The following is a 17,646-nucleotide window of genomic DNA, read 5'->3' as shown; positions in this document are numbered from 1 at the left end:
AAAATAATTATTATTTTTTTGCTACTCATCCTTACTTGCTTCATCAAGCAGATAGTGGAGCAGCTGAGATCGTTCGATAAAACCCCTTAAATACCCCTTATCATTGACCACAAAGAGCAGAGATTCCTTGTTCTCAAGCATCATTTCCGCTATTTTTTTCATATTACTCGATTCTCTAACAGCATCCCTGTTTTTGGACATATATTTTTCAACCTTTTCGTCTTTAACATATTTAAGGTTTTCTACAGCTTCATTGACCTCATAAAAAAGTCTGGAACTATCTATAAAACCAAAACTTTCGGGGATAATATTCTTTAAAATGTTATTGCTGTAAATGGTGCCTATAAAGATGTTCTGATGGTCAACCACCGGTAGTACTGACAGCTCTGATTTATACATTATTTTTATGACTTTGTCTATACTGTCATCAGGTGAAACAGAATTCATGGTTCTGATCATATATTTTCTAACCCTGCTCAATCTCTACACCTCCAGTTTTTCTAGCTTCAGCCTATCCAGACAGTGACGATAATCATCACGGCTTTCTAAATATATTTCTCTGTTTTCAGATATCCAGAGGGCTGCAGCTCCCGCATGTAAGTTGGCCTCAAGAAAATCAAAACCATTTTTGAATATATAATCCAAAAAGGCTGTGTTATAGGCATCACTTGCCCCAAGCCAGTTTACTATACAGTATTCTTTGGGGCTAAGCTGATAAACATCTCCCTCGGCATCAAAAAGCAGCCTATCACAGTGGAAGGGGATCATCACATATTTGGCCCCTCTTTTTTGGATCTCTCTGCCCATTTTAATGTATTCTTCTCTACTCTCTATTTCAACATCAAGCAGACTTTTATGGTGTTTAAAATAGGGAGCCACTATATCGGGCTCTGCTTCTAAAGCCAGTTTAAGTGCTTCTCCACTTGCCTGCAGCATTACTGTTTTATCTTTTTCTTTGGCGATCTTTATTAAACGCCGATAAATGTCAAAATCAACCCCATCTGGTAGTGAACCAGAAATCAATATATAATTGCTTTCTGATATAGATCTTTCAAAGCGAATCAAAAGTTCTTTTACCTCTTCTTTTTCTACATGAAAGGTATAATCATTAAACTGGGTATATGTTGCAGGATCTTTGCCGATAATTTTGACATTATTTCTGATCTCACTATCTGTATGGATATAGTTGCTGATAACATTGTATTTCTGTACCATCTTTTCGAAAAATAAGCCCTGTTTACCCCCGATAAAGCCGATATTTTGTACATCCTGATAGCCAAGTGCTTTAAAATTTACAGCACTTATCAAACCCTTACCACCCGGATATATTTTGAGGTCTTTTGAATCATAAATGAATTTATTCTGCATTACCTCATGTTTATCGACAAAGTATTCTCTATCTATGGCAGGATTTAAGGTCACGGTTGTAATCAAAATTCTCACCACCTCTATTTTTTTCATATTAAACAGAAAACCGCTGAAATATCAGCGGCAGGTTATATTACTCAGATATTTTTTTTATTTCAGCTCCAACTGAACTAAGCTTTTTTTCTATATTTTCATAACCACGTTCTACATGGTAAATATTGCTCACTTTAGTTTTTCCTTCAGCAGCCAGTCCGGCCAGAATAAGTGCAGCTCCTGCCCTAAGATCTGTAGCTTTAACCTCAGCTCCGGTCAGACGACCTGGTTTTATTATTGCACTGTGTCCATCGATTTTAATCCTGGCTCCCATCCTTTTTAACTCATCTACATGCATAAAACGGTTTTCCCAGACCGTTTCTATGATCATACTTGTCTCATCTGCCTGGGTTAATAGAGCCATCATCTGGGATTGCATATCGGTTGGAAAACCCGGATAGGGCAGGGTTTTAACATCCACTGACTTCAAATTACCATCAGCCTTGACCCTTACTCCTGCTATATCTTCCTCAACTGTAATACCCATCTCATACATTTTAGCAATAACCGGTTTAACATGTTCTGTTAAAACATTGCGGACAAAAATATCGCCTCTGGTAATTGCAGAAGCTATCATATAGGTGCCTGCTTCGATGCGGTCGGGAATAATCCTGTGTTCAACCCCGTGCATTTTATCTACACCTTCTATTTTTATTACATCTGTACCTACACCTTTTATATTAGCGCCCATTACTGTTAAAAAGTTAGCCAGATCTACTATTTCTGGTTCTCTCGCAGCATTTTCGATAATTGTTTTACCATCAGCTCTGCTGGCAGCTATCATGATATTTATCGTAGCCCCCACACTTGGATAATCAAGATAAATATCTGCTCCTGTTAAGTGATCTGCTTTAACCTCTACAACCCCATGATCCAGTCTGACATCTGCCCCCAGGGCTCTAAAACCTTTTAAGTGTAGGTCGATCGGTCTATTACCGATATTGCAGCCACCCGGCAGGGTTGTTCTGGCATGGCCTTCTTTGGCCAGCATCACCCCAAGTATGTAATATGAGGCCCTCAATGTTCTTGCCAGTTCATGATCTGCCTCACTCTTATAAACCGTGGTTGGATCAATCTTTATCTGATGTTCGTTTCTTTCTACCTTAGCTCCCATGTCTTCTATAATTCGACAGAGGTTTGTTACATCTCTCAATCTGGGTATATCCTCTAAAACCCCCGGTGAATCTGCAAGTAAGGCAGATGCTATAATCGGTAAAGCAGCATTTTTTGCTCCACCAACTTTGACCTCACCTTTTAGTGCTTTCTCTCCTGTTATTAAATATTTTCCCACCTCTAAAAGCTCCTTTCTGAATTTTGCCTTTAAAGGCCGCCTCAAAAAATCATCTATACTCTATCTGATTTCTATTATTTACTGCAGCCTGTACAGCCTGTACCTGTTAATTTATCAAATATGCTGGGTTTATTATAGTTGACCTTTTCTTCTGGTGCTTTTTTCATCAATTGCTCCCAGCAGTCCTTACACAATGTTGTTCCTGCATTCTTTATAATATTATCAGATACGCCTTTGTTTTGCAACTTTTCTTGTCGATCTTCAATCTTAGCTACCTGGTATTTTACTGCATCATTTCCAGCAACTGCTAGAGCTACATTTCCCCGGAAATCTGGGGAATTTTTACGGGTAAATCTAACTCCCAGTTCTCTTGCCCATTCAAGGTATTTTTCTATCTGATCTTTGTCCATATCTCCCCGGATGATAAGCTTTTTGGCCTCATCTTTTTCTAAGAGCTCCTTTATTTCAGGATAAACTGCATTTTCTTTAAGCTGTTCTTCAACTAAATAGCCGAGTATCCGTTCTTCAAACTCTCCTAAAAAGCGATTTTTTTCTCCCTTTTTTATTTCAGGGGCACCAAAAGCACCTTCCCGGGCAGTTTTTTCTAATTTACTTTCTCCATTATTGTTCTGCATATCTATACCTCCTTGCTTTATTTTATCATTTATATTTTTTAATTCAAAATTTTTTTGAATAAAATCGACCTTTGAGTAAAAAACTCCCCTGCAGGCAGGGGAGTTGATAAAAATAATCACTATTTAAAGCAGAAAATAATCTGAGATTTAAATGCCTGAATAGCCATGGTCATGATGACCGGCAGCCTTTAATCTGGCAACAGCTCTTTCATAGGCTGCTTCAGCTCTGGCAAAATCTATTTTTTCTTCATCTTTTTCCAGTTTTTCTTCTGCCCTTTCTTTAGCTCTTTTTGCCCTTTCAACATCGATCTGATCGGGAGTTTCGGCGGTTCTAACAACCAGGTTGATCTGATCTGGCTGTACTTCCATAAACCCATCACTGATTGCAATCTGGGTTTCTTCTTCATCTTTAGAGATTCTAACAACTCCAATTTTCATTGCAGTTACTAAAGGTGCATGTCTTGGTAAAATACCGATTAAACCATCGATCGCTGGACCCTCTAGCTTATCGATCTTACCACTGAAGATCAGTTTCTGTGGTGTAACTACATCAAGTTGAATTTTAGGAGCTTCAGCCATTTTTATTCACCTTCTTCTAACCTTTTAGCTTTTTCAACCGCATCCTCTATGGTACCTACCATATAGAAAGCTTCCTCAGGTAGATCATCATAACGACCCTCTAAGATTCCTTTAAAACCTTTAATGGTCTGTTCAAGCTCTACATACTTACCTGGAGTACCTGTAAACTGTTCGGCAACAAAGAAAGGCTGAGATAAAAATCTCTCGATTCTTCTGGCCCTGTTTACAACCAATTTATCCTCCTCAGAAAGCTCATCCATACCTAAAATCGCGATGATATCCTGAAGATCTTTGTATTCCTGCAGTATTTCCTGTACCTGACGGGCTACATTATAGTGTTCTTCTCCCAAAATTCTGGGGTCTAAGATATTGGAAGTAGAATCAAGTGGATCTACAGCAGGGTAAATACCCTTTTCCACGATATCTCTCGAAAGAACAGTTGTAGCATCAAGGTGAGCAAATGTTGTCGCAGGAGCAGGGTCAGTAAGGTCATCAGCAGGTACATAAACAGCCTGTACAGATGTGATGGAACCTTTTTTGGTTGAGGTAATCCTCTCCTGAAGTGTACCAACATCATAGGCTAAGGTAGGCTGATAACCAACAGCAGAAGGCATTCTACCTAAAAGAGCAGAAACCTCTGAACCGGCCTGAATAAAACGGAAGATATTATCGATAAATAATAATACATCCTGACCGGCTTCATCACGGAAATATTCAGCCATTGTTAAACCTGTTAAACCAACTCTCATCCGTGCTCCAGGTGGTTCATTCATCTGGCCAAAAACCATCGCCACCTTATCTAAAACATCAGCTTCCTGGAATTCTAACCAGAGGTCATTACCCTCTCTGGTTCTTTCGCCAACACCTGAGAATACAGAATAACCTCCATGCTCGGTAGCTATGTTATTGATCAATTCCTGGATAAGTACTGTTTTACCAACACCAGCACCACCGAATAAACCTACCTTACCACCTCTTGTATAAGGGGCTAGCAGGTCGATTACCTTGATTCCAGTTTCAAATAATTCGGTTGATGTTTCCTGCTCCTCAAATTTAGGTGCAGAGCGGTGAATCGGCATCCTCTCTTCGGTATCTACCCCACCTCTATTATCGATTGTTTCTCCAAGTACATTAAAAATTCTTCCCAAAACAGCTTCTCCAACAGGAGCACTGATGGGATCACCCTGGTCAACAGCTTCCATTCCTCTAACAAGTCCATCTGTAGACGACATCGCAACTGAACGAACTCTATTATCACCGAGCTGCTGCATGACCTCACAGACTAGATCTATGTCTCTTTCTTCATCTTCTATTTTTATAGCATTGTAGATAACAGGTAGTTTGCCGCCCGGAAACTCTATATCAACTACCGGACCGATTACCTGAACTACTTTACCAATGTTCTGGTCACTCACTCAAATTCCTCCTTTATTAAAACTTTATTTAAGCGCCTCTGCTCCACCGACAATTTCAGTAATTTCTTTGGTGATTTCTGCCTGGCGAGCTCTATTATATTTCAATGTTAATTTATCTATCATTTCGCTGGCATTTTCCGTTGCAGAATCCATTGCAGTCATCCGGGCCCCAAATTCACTGGCCTTTGATTCTAAAAGGGCAGAATAGATTACATTAATCAGGTACTGGGGTAAAATATTATCAAATACCTCAGCTGGAGTGGGCTCAAAGATATAGTCAACATATTTTTTAGCTATATCATCTTCTGCCTGTTCATCACCTGTAGCTTCTTTTTGTGAATCCATTTCTGCATCACTAAACTTTTCAACCGGTAAAAGCTGCATTGTCTTTACTTTCTGGCTGATCGCCGAATTGAAGTGGGTATAGATCAAAGATACCTTCCTTACATCACCTGCTAAAAAGTAATGCATTATCTCTTCGGCAATATTATTAGAAAAGCCATAACCTGGATAATCATCAAGCTGTACATATTCGGCAACTATATCTGCATTTATTCTCCGGAAATAATCTCTGGCTTTACGCCCCATTAAGATCAATGAAACATCTTCTTCCTCTTCTAAAATCTTTTCAGCTTCATTAATCACCTTATTATTATAGGCTCCACATAGTCCTCTATCACCAGTAATAACAATCAGCAGATGACTGCCCTCTTCACTTTCTTCTAAAAGTGGATGTATTTCTTCTGAGGTCCTGGTAAATACTCCTCTAAGAACCTCAACCGTTTTATTAAAAAAGGGCCTTGCATCTTCTGCTCTATCCTGAGCATTTTTCAGCTTGGCTGCAGCAACCATTTTCATGGCCCTTGTGATCTTCTGGGTGTTTTTTACACTGCTTATCCTCCGCTGAATATCTTTCATATTCTGCATTGTTATTTCACCTCAGCTTCCTCTGCTTCGGTATCAGATTCGCTTAAAGAATCATCCATGTCAACAATTGTTTTCTTTTTAACTTCGAACATATCTTTAAACTCATTAATTGCCTTTTTAATATTTTCTTTAAGTTCATCAGTTAACTTACCTTCTTCTTTGATTTCCTGACCAAGTTCAGGATGAGTACTATCTAGATAATCCAAGAACTCAGCTTCAAAGCGCTGTAGATTATCAACAGGTAGATCATCTAAAAATCCGTTTACAACAGTATAGATAATTATAACCTGATCTTCTACATCCATTGGAGAATACTGATCCTGTTTTAAGATCTCAACTATTCTTTCTCCGCGAGCCAGTTTCTGCTGGGTTGCTTTATCAAGGTCAGATCCGAACTGGGAAAATGCCTCTAATTCACGGTACTGTGAAAGGTCAAGTCTTAAAGTACCGGCAACTTCTTTCATCGCTTTTATCTGAGCATTACCACCAACTCTGGACACAGAAATACCAACATTAACAGCCGGTCTTACACCTGAGAAGAAAAGCTCACTCTCAAGATAAATCTGTCCATCGGTGATAGAAATTACGTTGGTAGGAATATAGGCGGAAACATCTCCGGCCTGTGTTTCAACGATAGGTAGGGCTGTAAGTGAACCTCCACCTCTTTCATCATTCAATTTAGCCGCTCTCTCTAAAAGACGGGAGTGTAAATAAAATACATCCCCTGGATAAGCTTCACGTCCAGGTGGTCTTCTTAAGAGAAGTGACATCGCCCGGTAGGCAACAGCATGTTTGGAAAGGTCATCATAAACAACCAGTACATCTCTGTCATCTTCATACATAAAGTGCTCACCCATTGCACAACCTGCATAGGGAGCAATATATCTGATTGGAGCCGGCTCACTTGCAGTAGCAGAAACTACTATAGTGTAGTCCATCGCTCCTTCTTCTTCTAATCTTTTGGTAAGTTGGGCCACCGTTGAGTTTTTCTGACCAATGGCCACATAAATACAGATTACATCATTATCTTTCTGGTTAATAATGGTATCAATACCGATCGCGGTCTTACCTGTCTGGCGGTCACCGATAATTAATTCACGCTGACCTCTACCGATCGGTGTCATCGAGTCAATTGACTTTAATCCCGTCTGCAGTGGAACCTCAACAGGCTGACGGTCAACAACCCCTGGTGCTTCTGATTCTACAGGACGATATGTATCACTTTCGATAGCACCTTTGCCATCAAGTGGCTGGCCAAGTGGATTAACCACTCTACCTAAAAGTGCATCACCAACCGGAACCTCAACAACTCTTCCGGTTCTTTTTACATCATCACCTTCCTGTACCTTGGTTTCATCACCAAGTAAAACTACCCCAATATTATCTTCCTCTAAGTTCAATGCCATCCCAAAAACTCCATTGGGGAATTCTAGCAGCTCACCTGCCATGGCATCTTTAAGTCCATAAACATGGGCAATACCATCTCCAACATCGAGAATGGTACCAACACCCACGGACTCTATTTTTTGTCCATAATTTTCTATTTCTTTTTTTATAATGGAACTAATTTCTTCAGGTCTTAGTTTCAAATTAATTCACCCCTAGCTTACTTACTGGAATTGATTCAATTTTCTGCTGTAATCTTTTGAGATCATTGAACAAACTGCCATCTAATATGTAATCTCCAACTTTGATCTTAAGACCGGCTATAATATCCTTATCAACTATATTAAAGATCCGAATATTATAATCGAGTATCTGATCAAGTTTTGACCGCAGTTTATCTTTGGTCTGTTCGTTTAATTCTACAGCAGATCTTACTTCTACATCTAAAATCTTTTCTGCCTGATCAACGAGTTGTTTAAATTCATTAATTATTGACTTCAAATGATACTCTCTTCTCTTTTCGATTAAAATATAGAGAAAGTTGAGAACATCCTGATTTAATTCATCACTAAAAATCTTATCCATGACCCTCTTTTTTTCTTTGGGCAGTATCCTCTGGTGAAATAGAACATTTTTTAGATCTTCATTTTCCTCCAGAACCTGCCAGAATTCTTCTAAACTTGCTTTAAGTTCCAAAAGATTGCCCTTTTCTTTACCCAGGGCAAAAAGACCACGGCTGTATCGATTAGAGACTTCGTTTATCATTGTATTTCACCCAGTTTCTCAGCATCAAGCTGATCGATAAATTGATTTATCATCACCTGGTGCTTGTCTTCATCTAATTGCTCCTGGATTAATCTATTGGTAGCTAAAATGGTCATAGATGCCACCTTATTTCTTAATTCAGCCATAGTTTCTTTTTTGGCTTTTTCTATTTCTTCCATCTTTTTAGCTTTGATATTTTCTGCTTTTTCTTCGGCTTCTTTAATGATATTTTTAGCCTTTACGTTAGCCCTGTCTTCTGCTTTATCAATTATATTTTGGGCTTCACCGCGGGCATCTCTTAATTTTGCTTGATATTTCTCTTTCAGTTTTTTAGCTTCTTCGCGCATCTTTTCGGCATCATCGATCTCAGTATTTACATGAGCCGCTCTTTTTTCAAGAATATCTTTGATTGGAGAATAAAGATATCTTTTTAATAGATACATTAAAACAAAGAAGTTAAATATCTGCCATAACATCGTAGTATTAATATTAACCAAGAGAACATTCACCTCCTGAAAGATAATTTGGCTATAAACTGTGCTGACAATCATTTCTCAAAATCTTTAAATTGTCTTTTCTTTAATCAGAAATTAATTTATATTTCTAAAATCGGCCGCAGTTCAAGTTGACTACAGACCAGATAATTTTCTCCAGCCCATCAATTTTGATAGGCCGTGATAAATAATAAAGATAATTCCTCAATACAGCAAAGCAATATTAAGTCAGGAGAATACTCTCCCGACTTAATGATCTACTTGATACTATATTGTAAAGATTAAAACAATGGCTATAACCAGTGAGTAAATACCGGTTGACTCAGCAACAGCCTGACCTAAAAGCATAGTAGTAATGATATTACCTCTTGCTTCTGGATCTCTAGCTACTGATTCAACAGCTTTACCGGCAGCATAACCCTGTCCAATACCAGGACCTATACCTGCAATCATTGCAAAACCTGCTCCTAAAAGTGCTGCTGCTCTAATAATAGTTTCAATAACTTCTGGTGAAAATTCTACCATTATAATTTCCTCCTTTCAGTAATAAAAAAACAAAAAGCTTATTTATACTTATCAAATTGATCTTGAAAAGTATCCTCTAATAAATCCTTTACCGACAAAAGCAAAACAGTAAATTTAATCATAAATAAACCCACTGCTGCAGCTATGAAATTTAAATTTGGATTTCTAGCCGCCGTGAATAAAACAAGAAAATAAAGTCCATATTCTGCAAAATATCTGTTCCTAATAAACTTCTCCGCACTTTCCATATCCATGTTAAGTGCCCTTAATATGTTATTATATTTTAATCTTAAAAGAAGGGTTGCAACTACGAGACCAAAAACAAAACCAAGTAAAGACTCCATATCCCCAGCCACTAAGGCTGAAAGAATCGGCAAAAGAGCGATCAAATAAGTAGTTTTTAAAATCTTCTTCTGCAGTTTTTTTGGATCTTTAATATCCTTCATTTATAATCTCCTCAATAATACTCAAATAATTTTGCACTTCTTTTAAGGATTAAAAACTTAAATTTAAGCAATTAATTTATATGTCTTAAATACCAAAAATCAAGAAAATCGCAATAATCAAAGAATAAATTCCAGTTGAACCAGATACAACCTGTCCCAACAACATAGTTGTGATTATTGCACCTCTGGCCTCAGGTTGCCTTCTCACCGCTGTGGTAGCCTTACCAGCAGCATAACCCATTCCTATACCAGGGCCAACACCTGCTATCAAGGCCAAACCTGATGCAAGAAAAGAACTTATAGTAATGATACTTTCGGCTACTTCTGGACTAAATTCGATCATAAAAGTTTCCCCCTTTCTGGAAACTAGACTTCAAATTATGTTTTGGCCACTGAGATATATGCTATGGCAACCATACCATAGATAAAGCCCTGAATTAAACCAACAAATAAATCAAACCACAAATGCAGTGGAATCGGAATAATCGGTGGTGCAGCCTGATAAATCAAAGTCACAATAATCAAACCACCTATAATATTACCAAATAGACGAAAAGAATGAGAAATAGGTTTTGCCAGTTCACCAATTACATTTATAGGCAGCAAAAAGATTACCGGCTCAGCATAACTTTTTAGATAACCCAAAAACCCATATTCTTTGATTCCCTGCTGCTGAACTACTATAAAGACCACTAAAGCTAGACCTAAAGTTAAATTTAAATCTGCTGAAGGGCTTGTTAAGCCAGGGATTACAAGTATAATATTACTGAGGGTAATGTAGATAAATATCGTGGCGATAAAGGGCATAAACTTCCATCCTTCTCCAGGCAACATTGGTTCAATCTGACCGTGAATAGCTTCAATCAAAAATTCAGCCACATTTTGTTTTTTATTCGGTCTGATTTCCAACTTAGAGGTGAGGTATTTAGCTCCAATTATAATAATTATCATCGTTAACCAACCAACTAAAAGAGTATCAGTTACAGGAAGGTTTTGATTGCCAAATATATAAAATTGTACCGCTGGACCTGGACTCAATATAATTCCTCCTCTCCTAATAATTATTTAGTTATTACTTTTTTAATCATCAAATGTTGAAATAAGCAGTTTATATACAGTATAAAAACCGGCTCCTAAACCAACTAGAAGTCCAGTTAATTTAAATAATAATTCAAAATTTAAAAGGTAATCGATAAAATAACCAAAAGCAAAACCAATCCCACCAGATATTATGATAATCAGACCTACCTGGCTTAAAAGTGATAGAGCTCTTAAAATTTGATTCCAATTTTTATTATCCATATAATCTTACCTTTTTAATATTTTATTATAGATTAATTAAATATGCAAGTAACTTTGTGAAAAAAACAACAATATCCATAAATTCGCAATTTTCTTGCAAATGCTATGGCTGGCTATCTTCGAGAGAACGACCGTCTTTGGGGATTTTAACCGAAAAAAGCCCCAATCTTTTGGCTCCTAAGATGATCATTAAAATAACCGCTGAAAAAATTAAAAACGCAGAATTAAATTGAAAACCATTGATTATAATGGCAACTGCACCTAAAACCAGGCTGAGAATATAAACGGAGATTACAGCCTGTTTTTGGGACATTCCAATCGCCAGCAGGCGGTGATGGATATGGCCCTGGTCTGCCTCTCCAATTGGCCTATCATTAAAAAGCCGTCTGATTATGGCAAAGGTTGTATCTAATATTGGTACCGCTAAAGCAAGCATGGGAACAAAGATGGTAACCGCAGCTGCACTTTTTAAAGCACCGGTAATGGAAACAGCCGCTATTATGTAGCCGATAAACATCGAACCCGTATCTCCCATAAATATACGAGCTGGATTAAAATTATATTTTAAAAAGCCCAAACAGCTGCCGGCAGTTATCAAAGCTAAGAGGGCTGCAGTTGTCTGGTTCTGCTGTAAAGCAACCACAAAAAGGGTTGAAACGGCAATTATTGCTACCCCTGCTGCCAGACCGTCCAGTCCATCGATTAGATTGATGGTATTGATGATACTGACGATCCAAAAAACCGTAAAGGGAAGCGAAAATACACCCAGATAAAGCAGTCCTCCAAAGGGGTTGGTCACAAAATTGATTCTGACCCCAAAAGAAATCAGGATTAAGGCTCCAACAATCTGAGCAGAAAATTTAAGTGGTGCTGAAATAACAAATTTGTCATCCAGCAGACCTACTCCAAGCATAAAACTGCCTCCGATCAATATCCCCTTTAAGGTCTGACCGAGGGGCATTAAAAATAAAGCTGTTAAGACAAAGGCCAGGTAAATTGCTATTCCGCCTGCAGTTGGTATTACTTCTGTATTGATCTTTCTTCGGCCTGGCTTATCCACGATGGCCAGACTGCTGCTAAATTTAATTATGAGCGGTGTGCTCAAAAGCGAAATTATTAAACTGATTAAAAACGCAGCCAGATATTGCAATTAGCTTACCTCCCCTGAATAATTGTTAGTAAAATTAATTTTCCAATTACTTAGTTCCATAAAGTCTGTCACCAGCATCACCAAGTCCAGGAACTATATAAGCATGGTCATTTAACTTCTCATCAAGAGCTCCTACCCAGATATCAATATCAGGATGAGCGCGTTGAATTTTCTCTACTCCTTCTGGAGCAGCTATTAAAACCATTAATTTAATGTTTTTGGGGTTTCTAGCCTTGATAAATTTAATTGCTTCTAGAGCGGTATTACCGGTGGCCAGCATCGGATCAATAACGAGCAGCTCTCTTTCTTCAACATCTGTCGGCAATTTACAATAATATTCTATAGCTTCTAATGTATCAGGATCTCTGTAAAGACCAATATGGCCAACCCTGGCTGCAGGCATTAATTTAAGTATCCCATCTAACATCCCCAAGCCTGCTCGTAAGATCGGTACTATCCCGATTTTTTTGCCGGAAATCATTTTAAACCTGTCTTTTCTAAGTGGGGTTTCTATTTCCACCTCTTTTAAGGGAAGATCCCTTGTTACCTCATAAGCCATCAGGGTGGCGATCTCATTAACCAGTTCTCTAAATTCTTTAGGACCTGTATTTTTATCCCTGATAATTGATATTTTGTGTGTGATTAGCGGATGATCCATTACATGTACTTTGCTCAAAATTAATTCTCCCTTCATTTTGGTTTTAAAAAAGCTTAATTTAGCAATCATTTTCTAAATAACATAAATTGTCAATTATTAAAAGTCTCTTATTATTATTTATTCTACTTAAATCTTCTTAAACCTTTTAATCTGAACTAAAATCCTTTAATTTAAGCAATATTTTTTCCAGTTCTTTTTTTAATACATCTCTGGTCTCCCTGTATACTTCTAATGAAAGTCCAAAGGGATCTTCTATATCTCTGTCATCTTCCTCTGCAAATTCCTTAAGGGTAAATATTTTATCGGCCAAATCTGGATATTCTAAGAGTAAAAAGCGGCTGTGTTTGCGGCTCATCGTGATGATGATATCTTCTTTTTTTAGGTCAATATCCTTGATGTTTTTAGAACTGTGTTCTTCTAAATCTATCCCTAATTCTGACATTACCTGGGTGGTTTTTTCGTTTGCATCAACACCCTTTATCGCAGAAATCCCTGCTGAAAGTATTTCCCAATTATCTAAATCAACCTCATTAGATTTATTGATCATATCTTTTAAAATATATTCTGCCATCGGACTTCGGCAGGTATTTCCTGTACAGACAAATAAAATTCTATGAATTGTCTCCACCTCCTGGTTGAGCTTCATCTTTTGCTGCTGCCGCCTTATAAATCCTGTTCATCAAAGTTTCTCCTAAACCTTCCTCTTTAAGTTCTTCAATATATATTTCTTCTACCTCGGGATCACTGTCCAGCTCTCTCAAAAGAGCAAATAGTTTTCGGGCCAGCTCGGCCGGCTTTTCTCTATCAAAGGCTCTGATGACCTTGAGCTGATCTTCTTTCTGGCCCAGCTCTGTTTGCCGAGAAATTATCAGAGCAATTTTTTTTTGCTCAGCCTTTTTAAAAAGCAAGTCTTTTTTTACTGGATCAAAAATATATAAATTCTTTTGGGGGGCATAATGCCTGTATTTCATCCCCGGTGAAATCACTCCTTGAGTACTTTTTTCTAAATTATTGTTTAATTTAAGTTCTTCACCTAAAAATTCGGCCAGCTCTTCCCGGCTGATACCTCCAGGTCTTAAAACAACTGCTTCTTTTTGACTGAGGTCGATTACCGTTGATTCAACCCCTACCTCACAACTGCCTCCATCTAAAATTAGAGGGATTTTTGTTTTAAGATCAGCATAAACATGTTCTGCCCTGGTTGGACTTGGATAACCTGAAGTATTTGCACTTGGAGCCGCTAAGACCAGACCACTTTTTTGCAAAAGCTTAATGGTTACAGGATGAGAAGGCATTCTAACTGCTACTGTATCCAGACCGGCTGAAGTCTCAGCTGGAACCAGAGAACTTTTTTTAAAAATCAGGGTTAATGGCCCGGGCCAGTATTTATCGATAAGCTTTTGAGCTCTTTTGGAAACCTTTTCTGCTATTAATTTTTCTAAATCCTTTTGAGCTCCGATATGAATTATCAGAGGATTGTCCTGGGGTCTACCCTTAGCCTCAAAGATCCTTTTAACAGCTTCGGGGTTTAAAGCATCAGCAGCCAGACCATAAACCGTTTCGGTTGGTATAGCTACCAGTTCTCCTTTATGCAGAAGTTCAGCAGCTTTTTCTACTGCCTGATCATCATTATTGGCTTTAATTATTTCTGTTTGATAGTTCATCTTTTAACTATTCTCCCTCATACTTAGCACTAACAATTCTGTCATGATCTGCATAATCTTTAATTATTTCTAGTTCACTCCAATTTTCATCAAAAATATCTAGTACTGCCTCGGCCTGTCGAGAACCTATTTCTAAAAATAGCATACCCTCTTTTTTAAGCACTTTTTCTGCCTGAGGAATCAACTTCTTATAAAAATCGAGTCCCTTTTTACCTGCTTCCAGAGCAGTCCTGGGCTCTTTTTTTACCTCAGGTGCTAATTCTGCCATTTCTTTTTCAGAAATATAGGGAGGATTGGAAACCACTATATCAATTTCAGCAATATCCCTTTTTATAAATTCTCTCAAAAGATCACTTTGAACAACACTTACTCGTTCTTCAAGTTCAAACTTTTTTAGGTTGTGGCGGGCGATCTTAAGGGCAGCTTTTGAAATATCAGAACCGACGACCCTAGCATCTTCTAGATAATAGCCGAGGCTGACAGAAATAGCTCCACTTCCACAACCCACATCGATAATCTGGGGTTTTTCTAGCTCATTTTCCCTGCAGTAAGAGATTACTTCCTCAACCAGATTTTCGGTATCTGGTCTGGGAATTAAAACCGCTTCTGATAGGTCAAATTCTAAAGACATAAATTCTTTTTTACCTGTAATATAGGCTAAGGGAATCCGTTTGGCCCTCTTTTTTACCATTTCTCTATAATTTTTAATTTCTTTTTCTTTTAAAGGATAATCATATTTAACATAAAGGTTGATCCGCTCCATATCAAGCAGTTCTGCCATCAGTACTTCTGCATCAAGGCGAGAACTTTCAATACCCCGCTGGGCAAGAAAATTATCTGTTTTATTGAGAAGTTCTTTAATATTCACCCTTATATCTTCTCCAATCTCTTTATATTATCCTCCTCGATTAAGGCATCGATAACCGGAGCTAAATCTCCATCGAGTATTTTATCAAGCTGGTGAACCGTTAAATTGATCCTGTGGTCACTGACCCTTCCCTGGGGAAAGTTATAGGTTCTTATCTTTTCACTGCGGTCACCTGTACCAACCTGTGATTTACGTGCTTCTGCTCTTTTGGCCTGTTTTTCACTCTCTATTTTTTCCTGAACTCTGGCCCTTAAGATCCGCATAGCTTTAGCTTTATTTTTATGCTGTGATTTTTCATCCTGACAGGAAACGGTAATCTCAGTAGGCTCATGGGTAATTCTAACCGCAGAATCGGTTGTGTTTACACTCTGTCCCCCTGGCCCACTGGAGCGATAAACATCGATCCTTAAATCATTGGGGTCTATATCAATATCTACTTCTTCTGCCTCAGGTAAAACGGCAACTGTTGCTGTAGAGGTATGGATCCTGCCACTTGATTCTGTAGAAGGGACCCTCTGCACCCTGTGAACTCCACTTTCATATTTAAGATACTTATATACTTCAGAACCTTCAACTGTAAAGATGATCTCTTTATAACCACCCACACCTGAAAGATTGGCATTCATCACTTCTACCTTCCAGCCCTGGTTTTCAGAGTAACGGCTGTACATCCTGAAAAGATCTGCCGCAAAAAGAGCTGCTTCATCTCCACCAGCTCCAGATCTGATCTCAACTATTACGTTTTTCTCATCATTGGGATCATCAGGTAGGAGCATGATCGGTAGTTCTTCTTCTAATTTTTCTTTGGTAGGCTGCAGTTCTTCTATTTCTAATTCTGCCAGCTCCTGCATTTCCGGATCATCTTCCATTTCTATCATTTCTTCGGCATCTTCTATACCCTGTTTGGCTTCTTTATACTCTTTATATTTATCTACAATTTTCTTTAACTTAGCATGTTTTTTTAATAATTTTTGATATTTACTGCTGTCATTGATAACTTCTGGATCACTTAACTTTTTATTTAAATCCTGATATTTATCCACAAGTTTATCCAGCTTTTCATCTAAATCAAACATTAATAATCTCACCTCTTCTGCTTTAAAAAATTTTAATCCTGTTCTTTATCCTGGCCCTTAACCTGGTGACAACTTCTACAGCGGGCTTCATAAACTTCTGATGCAGCCACTAAAATCACCGGATCATCATAAGCGGCCGGCTCTCCATTTATTAAGCGCTGGGTTCTACTGGCTGGCTCTCCACACTGAATACAGATAGCATGAAGTTTATCTACATATTCTGCCCGGGCCATCAATTCCGGCATCGGACCAAAGGGTTCACTGCGAAAATTTCTATCTAAACCGGCTACGATAACTCTAATTCCACGATCAGCAAGCTTTTCACAGATTTCGATCAAATCATCATGAAAAAATTGAGCTTCATCGATTCCAACTACATTTACCGTTCCATCTATCTGTTCTAAAATCTCATCTGCTTTTTCAATAGGAATTGCCTCTAAACTGTTTCCACTATGGGAAACTACATCATTTTTATTATATCTATCATCTATTAAAGCTTTAAAAACCTTTATTTTTTGTTTGGCTATTTTAACCCTACGCAATCTGCGGATCAATTCTTCACTTTTACCACAGTACATAGGTCCAGTGATAACTTCAATCCAGCCGCTTTTGGTAATCTTGTACATTAACTCACCCCATCTATTTGAAAAAATTCTAAAAAAAAAGCAGAGCTATTAAGCCCTGCAGCAGAAAAAAAGGATTTCTCTTCCGTTCTATTCAGAATCTTCTTCTGATTCTTCTGAAATCCCATATTTTTTATTAAATCTTTCAACACGACCACCTTTTTTAGCTTTACGCTGTTTTCCTGTATAGAATGGATGACAGCTGGAACATACCTCAACTCTAATATCTTCCTTGGTTGATTTAGTATGATAAACCTCGCCGCAGGCACAGGTTACTGTGGTTTCTTTAACATCTGGGTGGATTCCTTCACGCATCTATATCACCTCTCTTGCATACATAATTATTTTTTAACCGATAAATTATCCTATTTAAATCGGAGT

At 38.0% G+C, this 17,646-nt stretch carries 23 protein-coding genes; all 23 read right to left on the bottom strand.

What is annotated here, in order from left to right:
• Positions 1-21: 21 nt before the first annotated feature.
• The 23 genes from HALSA_RS02090 to rpmE all read right to left on the bottom strand — a co-directional run bounded on the left by HALSA_RS02090 (position 22) and on the right by rpmE (position 17,580).
• Positions 22-480 carry a CBS domain-containing protein gene (locus HALSA_RS02090; RefSeq protein WP_013404990.1) on the bottom strand — a complete coding sequence of 153 codons (459 nt, stop codon included), beginning with the start codon at positions 478-480 and terminating at the stop codon, positions 22-24.
• A 3-nt stretch (positions 481-483) separates the two neighbouring features.
• On the bottom strand, positions 484-1,461 hold the full coding sequence (locus HALSA_RS02085; RefSeq protein WP_238524768.1) for a 1-phosphofructokinase family hexose kinase: 978 nt from the start codon (positions 1,459-1,461) through the stop codon (positions 484-486).
• 40 nt (positions 1,462-1,501) lie between these two features.
• Positions 1,502-2,752 (bottom strand): UDP-N-acetylglucosamine 1-carboxyvinyltransferase, encoded by a 1,251-nt coding sequence (locus tag HALSA_RS02080; protein ID WP_013404988.1) that lies wholly within the window; start codon positions 2,750-2,752, stop codon positions 1,502-1,504.
• 74 nt (positions 2,753-2,826) lie between these two features.
• On the bottom strand, positions 2,827-3,387 hold the full coding sequence (locus HALSA_RS02075) for a YueI family protein (RefSeq protein WP_013404987.1): 561 nt from the start codon (positions 3,385-3,387) through the stop codon (positions 2,827-2,829).
• A 147-nt stretch (positions 3,388-3,534) separates the two neighbouring features.
• The gene (locus HALSA_RS02070; RefSeq protein ID WP_013404986.1) at positions 3,535-3,966 is read right to left on the bottom strand and encodes a F0F1 ATP synthase subunit epsilon; all 432 of its coding nucleotides are present in this window, start codon (positions 3,964-3,966) and stop codon (positions 3,535-3,537) included.
• A gap of 2 nt (positions 3,967-3,968) precedes the next feature.
• Positions 3,969-5,381: a F0F1 ATP synthase subunit beta gene (atpD, locus tag HALSA_RS02065; protein ID WP_013404985.1), complete on the bottom strand. Its 1,413-nt coding sequence runs from the start codon at positions 5,379-5,381 to the stop codon at positions 3,969-3,971.
• 24 nt (positions 5,382-5,405) lie between these two features.
• Positions 5,406-6,308, bottom strand: coding sequence for an ATP synthase F1 subunit gamma (gene atpG, locus HALSA_RS02060; protein WP_013404984.1), 903 nt, complete (start codon positions 6,306-6,308; stop codon positions 5,406-5,408).
• A 2-nt stretch (positions 6,309-6,310) separates the two neighbouring features.
• Positions 6,311-7,897, bottom strand: coding sequence for a F0F1 ATP synthase subunit alpha (gene atpA, locus HALSA_RS02055; protein WP_013404983.1), 1,587 nt, complete (start codon positions 7,895-7,897; stop codon positions 6,311-6,313).
• A 1-nt stretch (position 7,898) separates the two neighbouring features.
• The gene (gene atpH, locus HALSA_RS02050; protein WP_013404982.1) at positions 7,899-8,459 is read right to left on the bottom strand and encodes an ATP synthase F1 subunit delta; all 561 of its coding nucleotides are present in this window, start codon (positions 8,457-8,459) and stop codon (positions 7,899-7,901) included.
• Positions 8,456-8,956, bottom strand: a complete 501-nt coding sequence (gene atpF, locus HALSA_RS02045; RefSeq protein ID WP_013404981.1) for a F0F1 ATP synthase subunit B — start codon at positions 8,954-8,956, stop codon at positions 8,456-8,458. Before atpF ends, atpH begins: the two co-directional genes overlap by 4 nt.
• Positions 8,957-9,220: 264 nt before the next feature.
• Positions 9,221-9,478 (bottom strand): ATP synthase F0 subunit C, encoded by a 258-nt coding sequence (gene atpE, locus HALSA_RS02040; protein ID WP_013404980.1) that lies wholly within the window; start codon positions 9,476-9,478, stop codon positions 9,221-9,223.
• Positions 9,479-9,516: 38 nt separating this feature from the next.
• Positions 9,517-9,924, bottom strand: a complete 408-nt coding sequence (locus HALSA_RS02035; protein ID WP_013404979.1) for an ATP synthase subunit I — start codon at positions 9,922-9,924, stop codon at positions 9,517-9,519.
• An 85-nt stretch (positions 9,925-10,009) separates the two neighbouring features.
• Positions 10,010-10,267, bottom strand: a complete 258-nt coding sequence (gene atpE, locus HALSA_RS02030) for an ATP synthase F0 subunit C (protein WP_013404978.1) — start codon at positions 10,265-10,267, stop codon at positions 10,010-10,012.
• A gap of 35 nt (positions 10,268-10,302) precedes the next feature.
• Positions 10,303-10,962: a F0F1 ATP synthase subunit A gene (gene atpB / locus HALSA_RS02025; RefSeq protein WP_013404977.1), complete on the bottom strand. Its 660-nt coding sequence runs from the start codon at positions 10,960-10,962 to the stop codon at positions 10,303-10,305.
• A gap of 42 nt (positions 10,963-11,004) precedes the next feature.
• Positions 11,005-11,226 carry an AtpZ/AtpI family protein gene (locus tag HALSA_RS02020; RefSeq protein WP_013404976.1) on the bottom strand — a complete coding sequence of 74 codons (222 nt, stop codon included), beginning with the start codon at positions 11,224-11,226 and terminating at the stop codon, positions 11,005-11,007.
• A gap of 103 nt (positions 11,227-11,329) precedes the next feature.
• Entirely contained in the window at positions 11,330-12,376 is a 1,047-nt protein-coding gene (locus tag HALSA_RS02015) for an MraY family glycosyltransferase (protein ID WP_013404975.1), read from the bottom strand.
• A 46-nt stretch (positions 12,377-12,422) separates the two neighbouring features.
• Positions 12,423-13,052, bottom strand: a complete 630-nt coding sequence (gene upp / locus HALSA_RS02010) for a uracil phosphoribosyltransferase (protein WP_013404974.1) — start codon at positions 13,050-13,052, stop codon at positions 12,423-12,425.
• A 127-nt stretch (positions 13,053-13,179) separates the two neighbouring features.
• Positions 13,180-13,680 carry a low molecular weight protein arginine phosphatase gene (locus HALSA_RS02005; protein WP_013404973.1) on the bottom strand — a complete coding sequence of 167 codons (501 nt, stop codon included), beginning with the start codon at positions 13,678-13,680 and terminating at the stop codon, positions 13,180-13,182.
• Positions 13,646-14,698 carry an L-threonylcarbamoyladenylate synthase gene (locus HALSA_RS02000; protein ID WP_013404972.1) on the bottom strand — a complete coding sequence of 351 codons (1,053 nt, stop codon included), beginning with the start codon at positions 14,696-14,698 and terminating at the stop codon, positions 13,646-13,648. Before HALSA_RS02000 ends, HALSA_RS02005 begins: the two co-directional genes overlap by 35 nt.
• A 7-nt stretch (positions 14,699-14,705) precedes the next feature.
• Positions 14,706-15,566: a peptide chain release factor N(5)-glutamine methyltransferase gene (prmC, locus tag HALSA_RS01995; protein ID WP_013404971.1), complete on the bottom strand. Its 861-nt coding sequence runs from the start codon at positions 15,564-15,566 to the stop codon at positions 14,706-14,708.
• A 2-nt stretch (positions 15,567-15,568) separates the two neighbouring features.
• Positions 15,569-16,642: a peptide chain release factor 1 gene (gene prfA / locus HALSA_RS01990; RefSeq protein WP_013404970.1), complete on the bottom strand. Its 1,074-nt coding sequence runs from the start codon at positions 16,640-16,642 to the stop codon at positions 15,569-15,571.
• Between the two features lie 32 nt (positions 16,643-16,674).
• Positions 16,675-17,268 (bottom strand): thymidine kinase, encoded by a 594-nt coding sequence (locus HALSA_RS01985; RefSeq protein ID WP_013404969.1) that lies wholly within the window; start codon positions 17,266-17,268, stop codon positions 16,675-16,677.
• An 87-nt stretch (positions 17,269-17,355) separates the two neighbouring features.
• The gene (gene rpmE, locus HALSA_RS01980) at positions 17,356-17,580 is read right to left on the bottom strand and encodes a 50S ribosomal protein L31 (RefSeq protein ID WP_013404968.1); all 225 of its coding nucleotides are present in this window, start codon (positions 17,578-17,580) and stop codon (positions 17,356-17,358) included.
• Positions 17,581-17,646: the final 66 nt, after the last annotated feature.

The organism is Halanaerobium hydrogeniformans, from assembly GCF_000166415.1.
Taxonomy (GTDB): Bacteria; Bacillota; Halanaerobiia; order Halanaerobiales; family Halanaerobiaceae; genus Halanaerobium; species Halanaerobium hydrogeniformans.
Note: the sequence above shows the minus strand (reverse complement) of the source record. Positions and strands in the feature narration are given on the sequence as shown.

What these genes read in the sequence shown, in the direction of transcription:
- HALSA_RS02005 (WP_013404973.1), bottom strand. Translation starts at nt 13,680, where the DNA reads ATGAAGCTCAACCAGGAGGTGGAGACAATTCATAGAATTTTATTTGTC.
- HALSA_RS02020 (WP_013404976.1), bottom strand. Translation starts at nt 11,226, where the DNA reads ATGGATAATAAAAATTGGAATCAAATTTTAAGAGCTCTATCACTTTTA.
- atpE (WP_013404978.1), bottom strand. Translation starts at nt 10,267, where the DNA reads ATGATCGAATTTAGTCCAGAAGTAGCCGAAAGTATCATTACTATAAGT.
- HALSA_RS02000 (WP_013404972.1), bottom strand. Translation starts at nt 14,698, where the DNA reads ATGAACTATCAAACAGAAATAATTAAAGCCAATAATGATGATCAGGCA.
- HALSA_RS02085 (WP_238524768.1), bottom strand. Translation starts at nt 1,461, where the DNA reads ATGAAAAAAATAGAGGTGGTGAGAATTTTGATTACAACCGTGACCTTA.
- atpG (WP_013404984.1), bottom strand. Translation starts at nt 6,308, where the DNA reads ATGCAGAATATGAAAGATATTCAGCGGAGGATAAGCAGTGTAAAAAAC.
- HALSA_RS02035 (WP_013404979.1), bottom strand. Translation starts at nt 9,924, where the DNA reads ATGAAGGATATTAAAGATCCAAAAAAACTGCAGAAGAAGATTTTAAAA.
- prfA (WP_013404970.1), bottom strand. Translation starts at nt 16,642, where the DNA reads ATGTTTGATTTAGATGAAAAGCTGGATAAACTTGTGGATAAATATCAG.
- HALSA_RS02070 (WP_013404986.1), bottom strand. Translation starts at nt 3,966, where the DNA reads ATGGCTGAAGCTCCTAAAATTCAACTTGATGTAGTTACACCACAGAAA.
- rpmE (WP_013404968.1), bottom strand. Translation starts at nt 17,580, where the DNA reads ATGCGTGAAGGAATCCACCCAGATGTTAAAGAAACCACAGTAACCTGT.
- atpH (WP_013404982.1), bottom strand. Translation starts at nt 8,459, where the DNA reads ATGATAAACGAAGTCTCTAATCGATACAGCCGTGGTCTTTTTGCCCTG.
- HALSA_RS01985 (WP_013404969.1), bottom strand. Translation starts at nt 17,268, where the DNA reads ATGTACAAGATTACCAAAAGCGGCTGGATTGAAGTTATCACTGGACCT.
- atpE (WP_013404980.1), bottom strand. Translation starts at nt 9,478, where the DNA reads ATGGTAGAATTTTCACCAGAAGTTATTGAAACTATTATTAGAGCAGCA.
- HALSA_RS02075 (WP_013404987.1), bottom strand. Translation starts at nt 3,387, where the DNA reads ATGCAGAACAATAATGGAGAAAGTAAATTAGAAAAAACTGCCCGGGAA.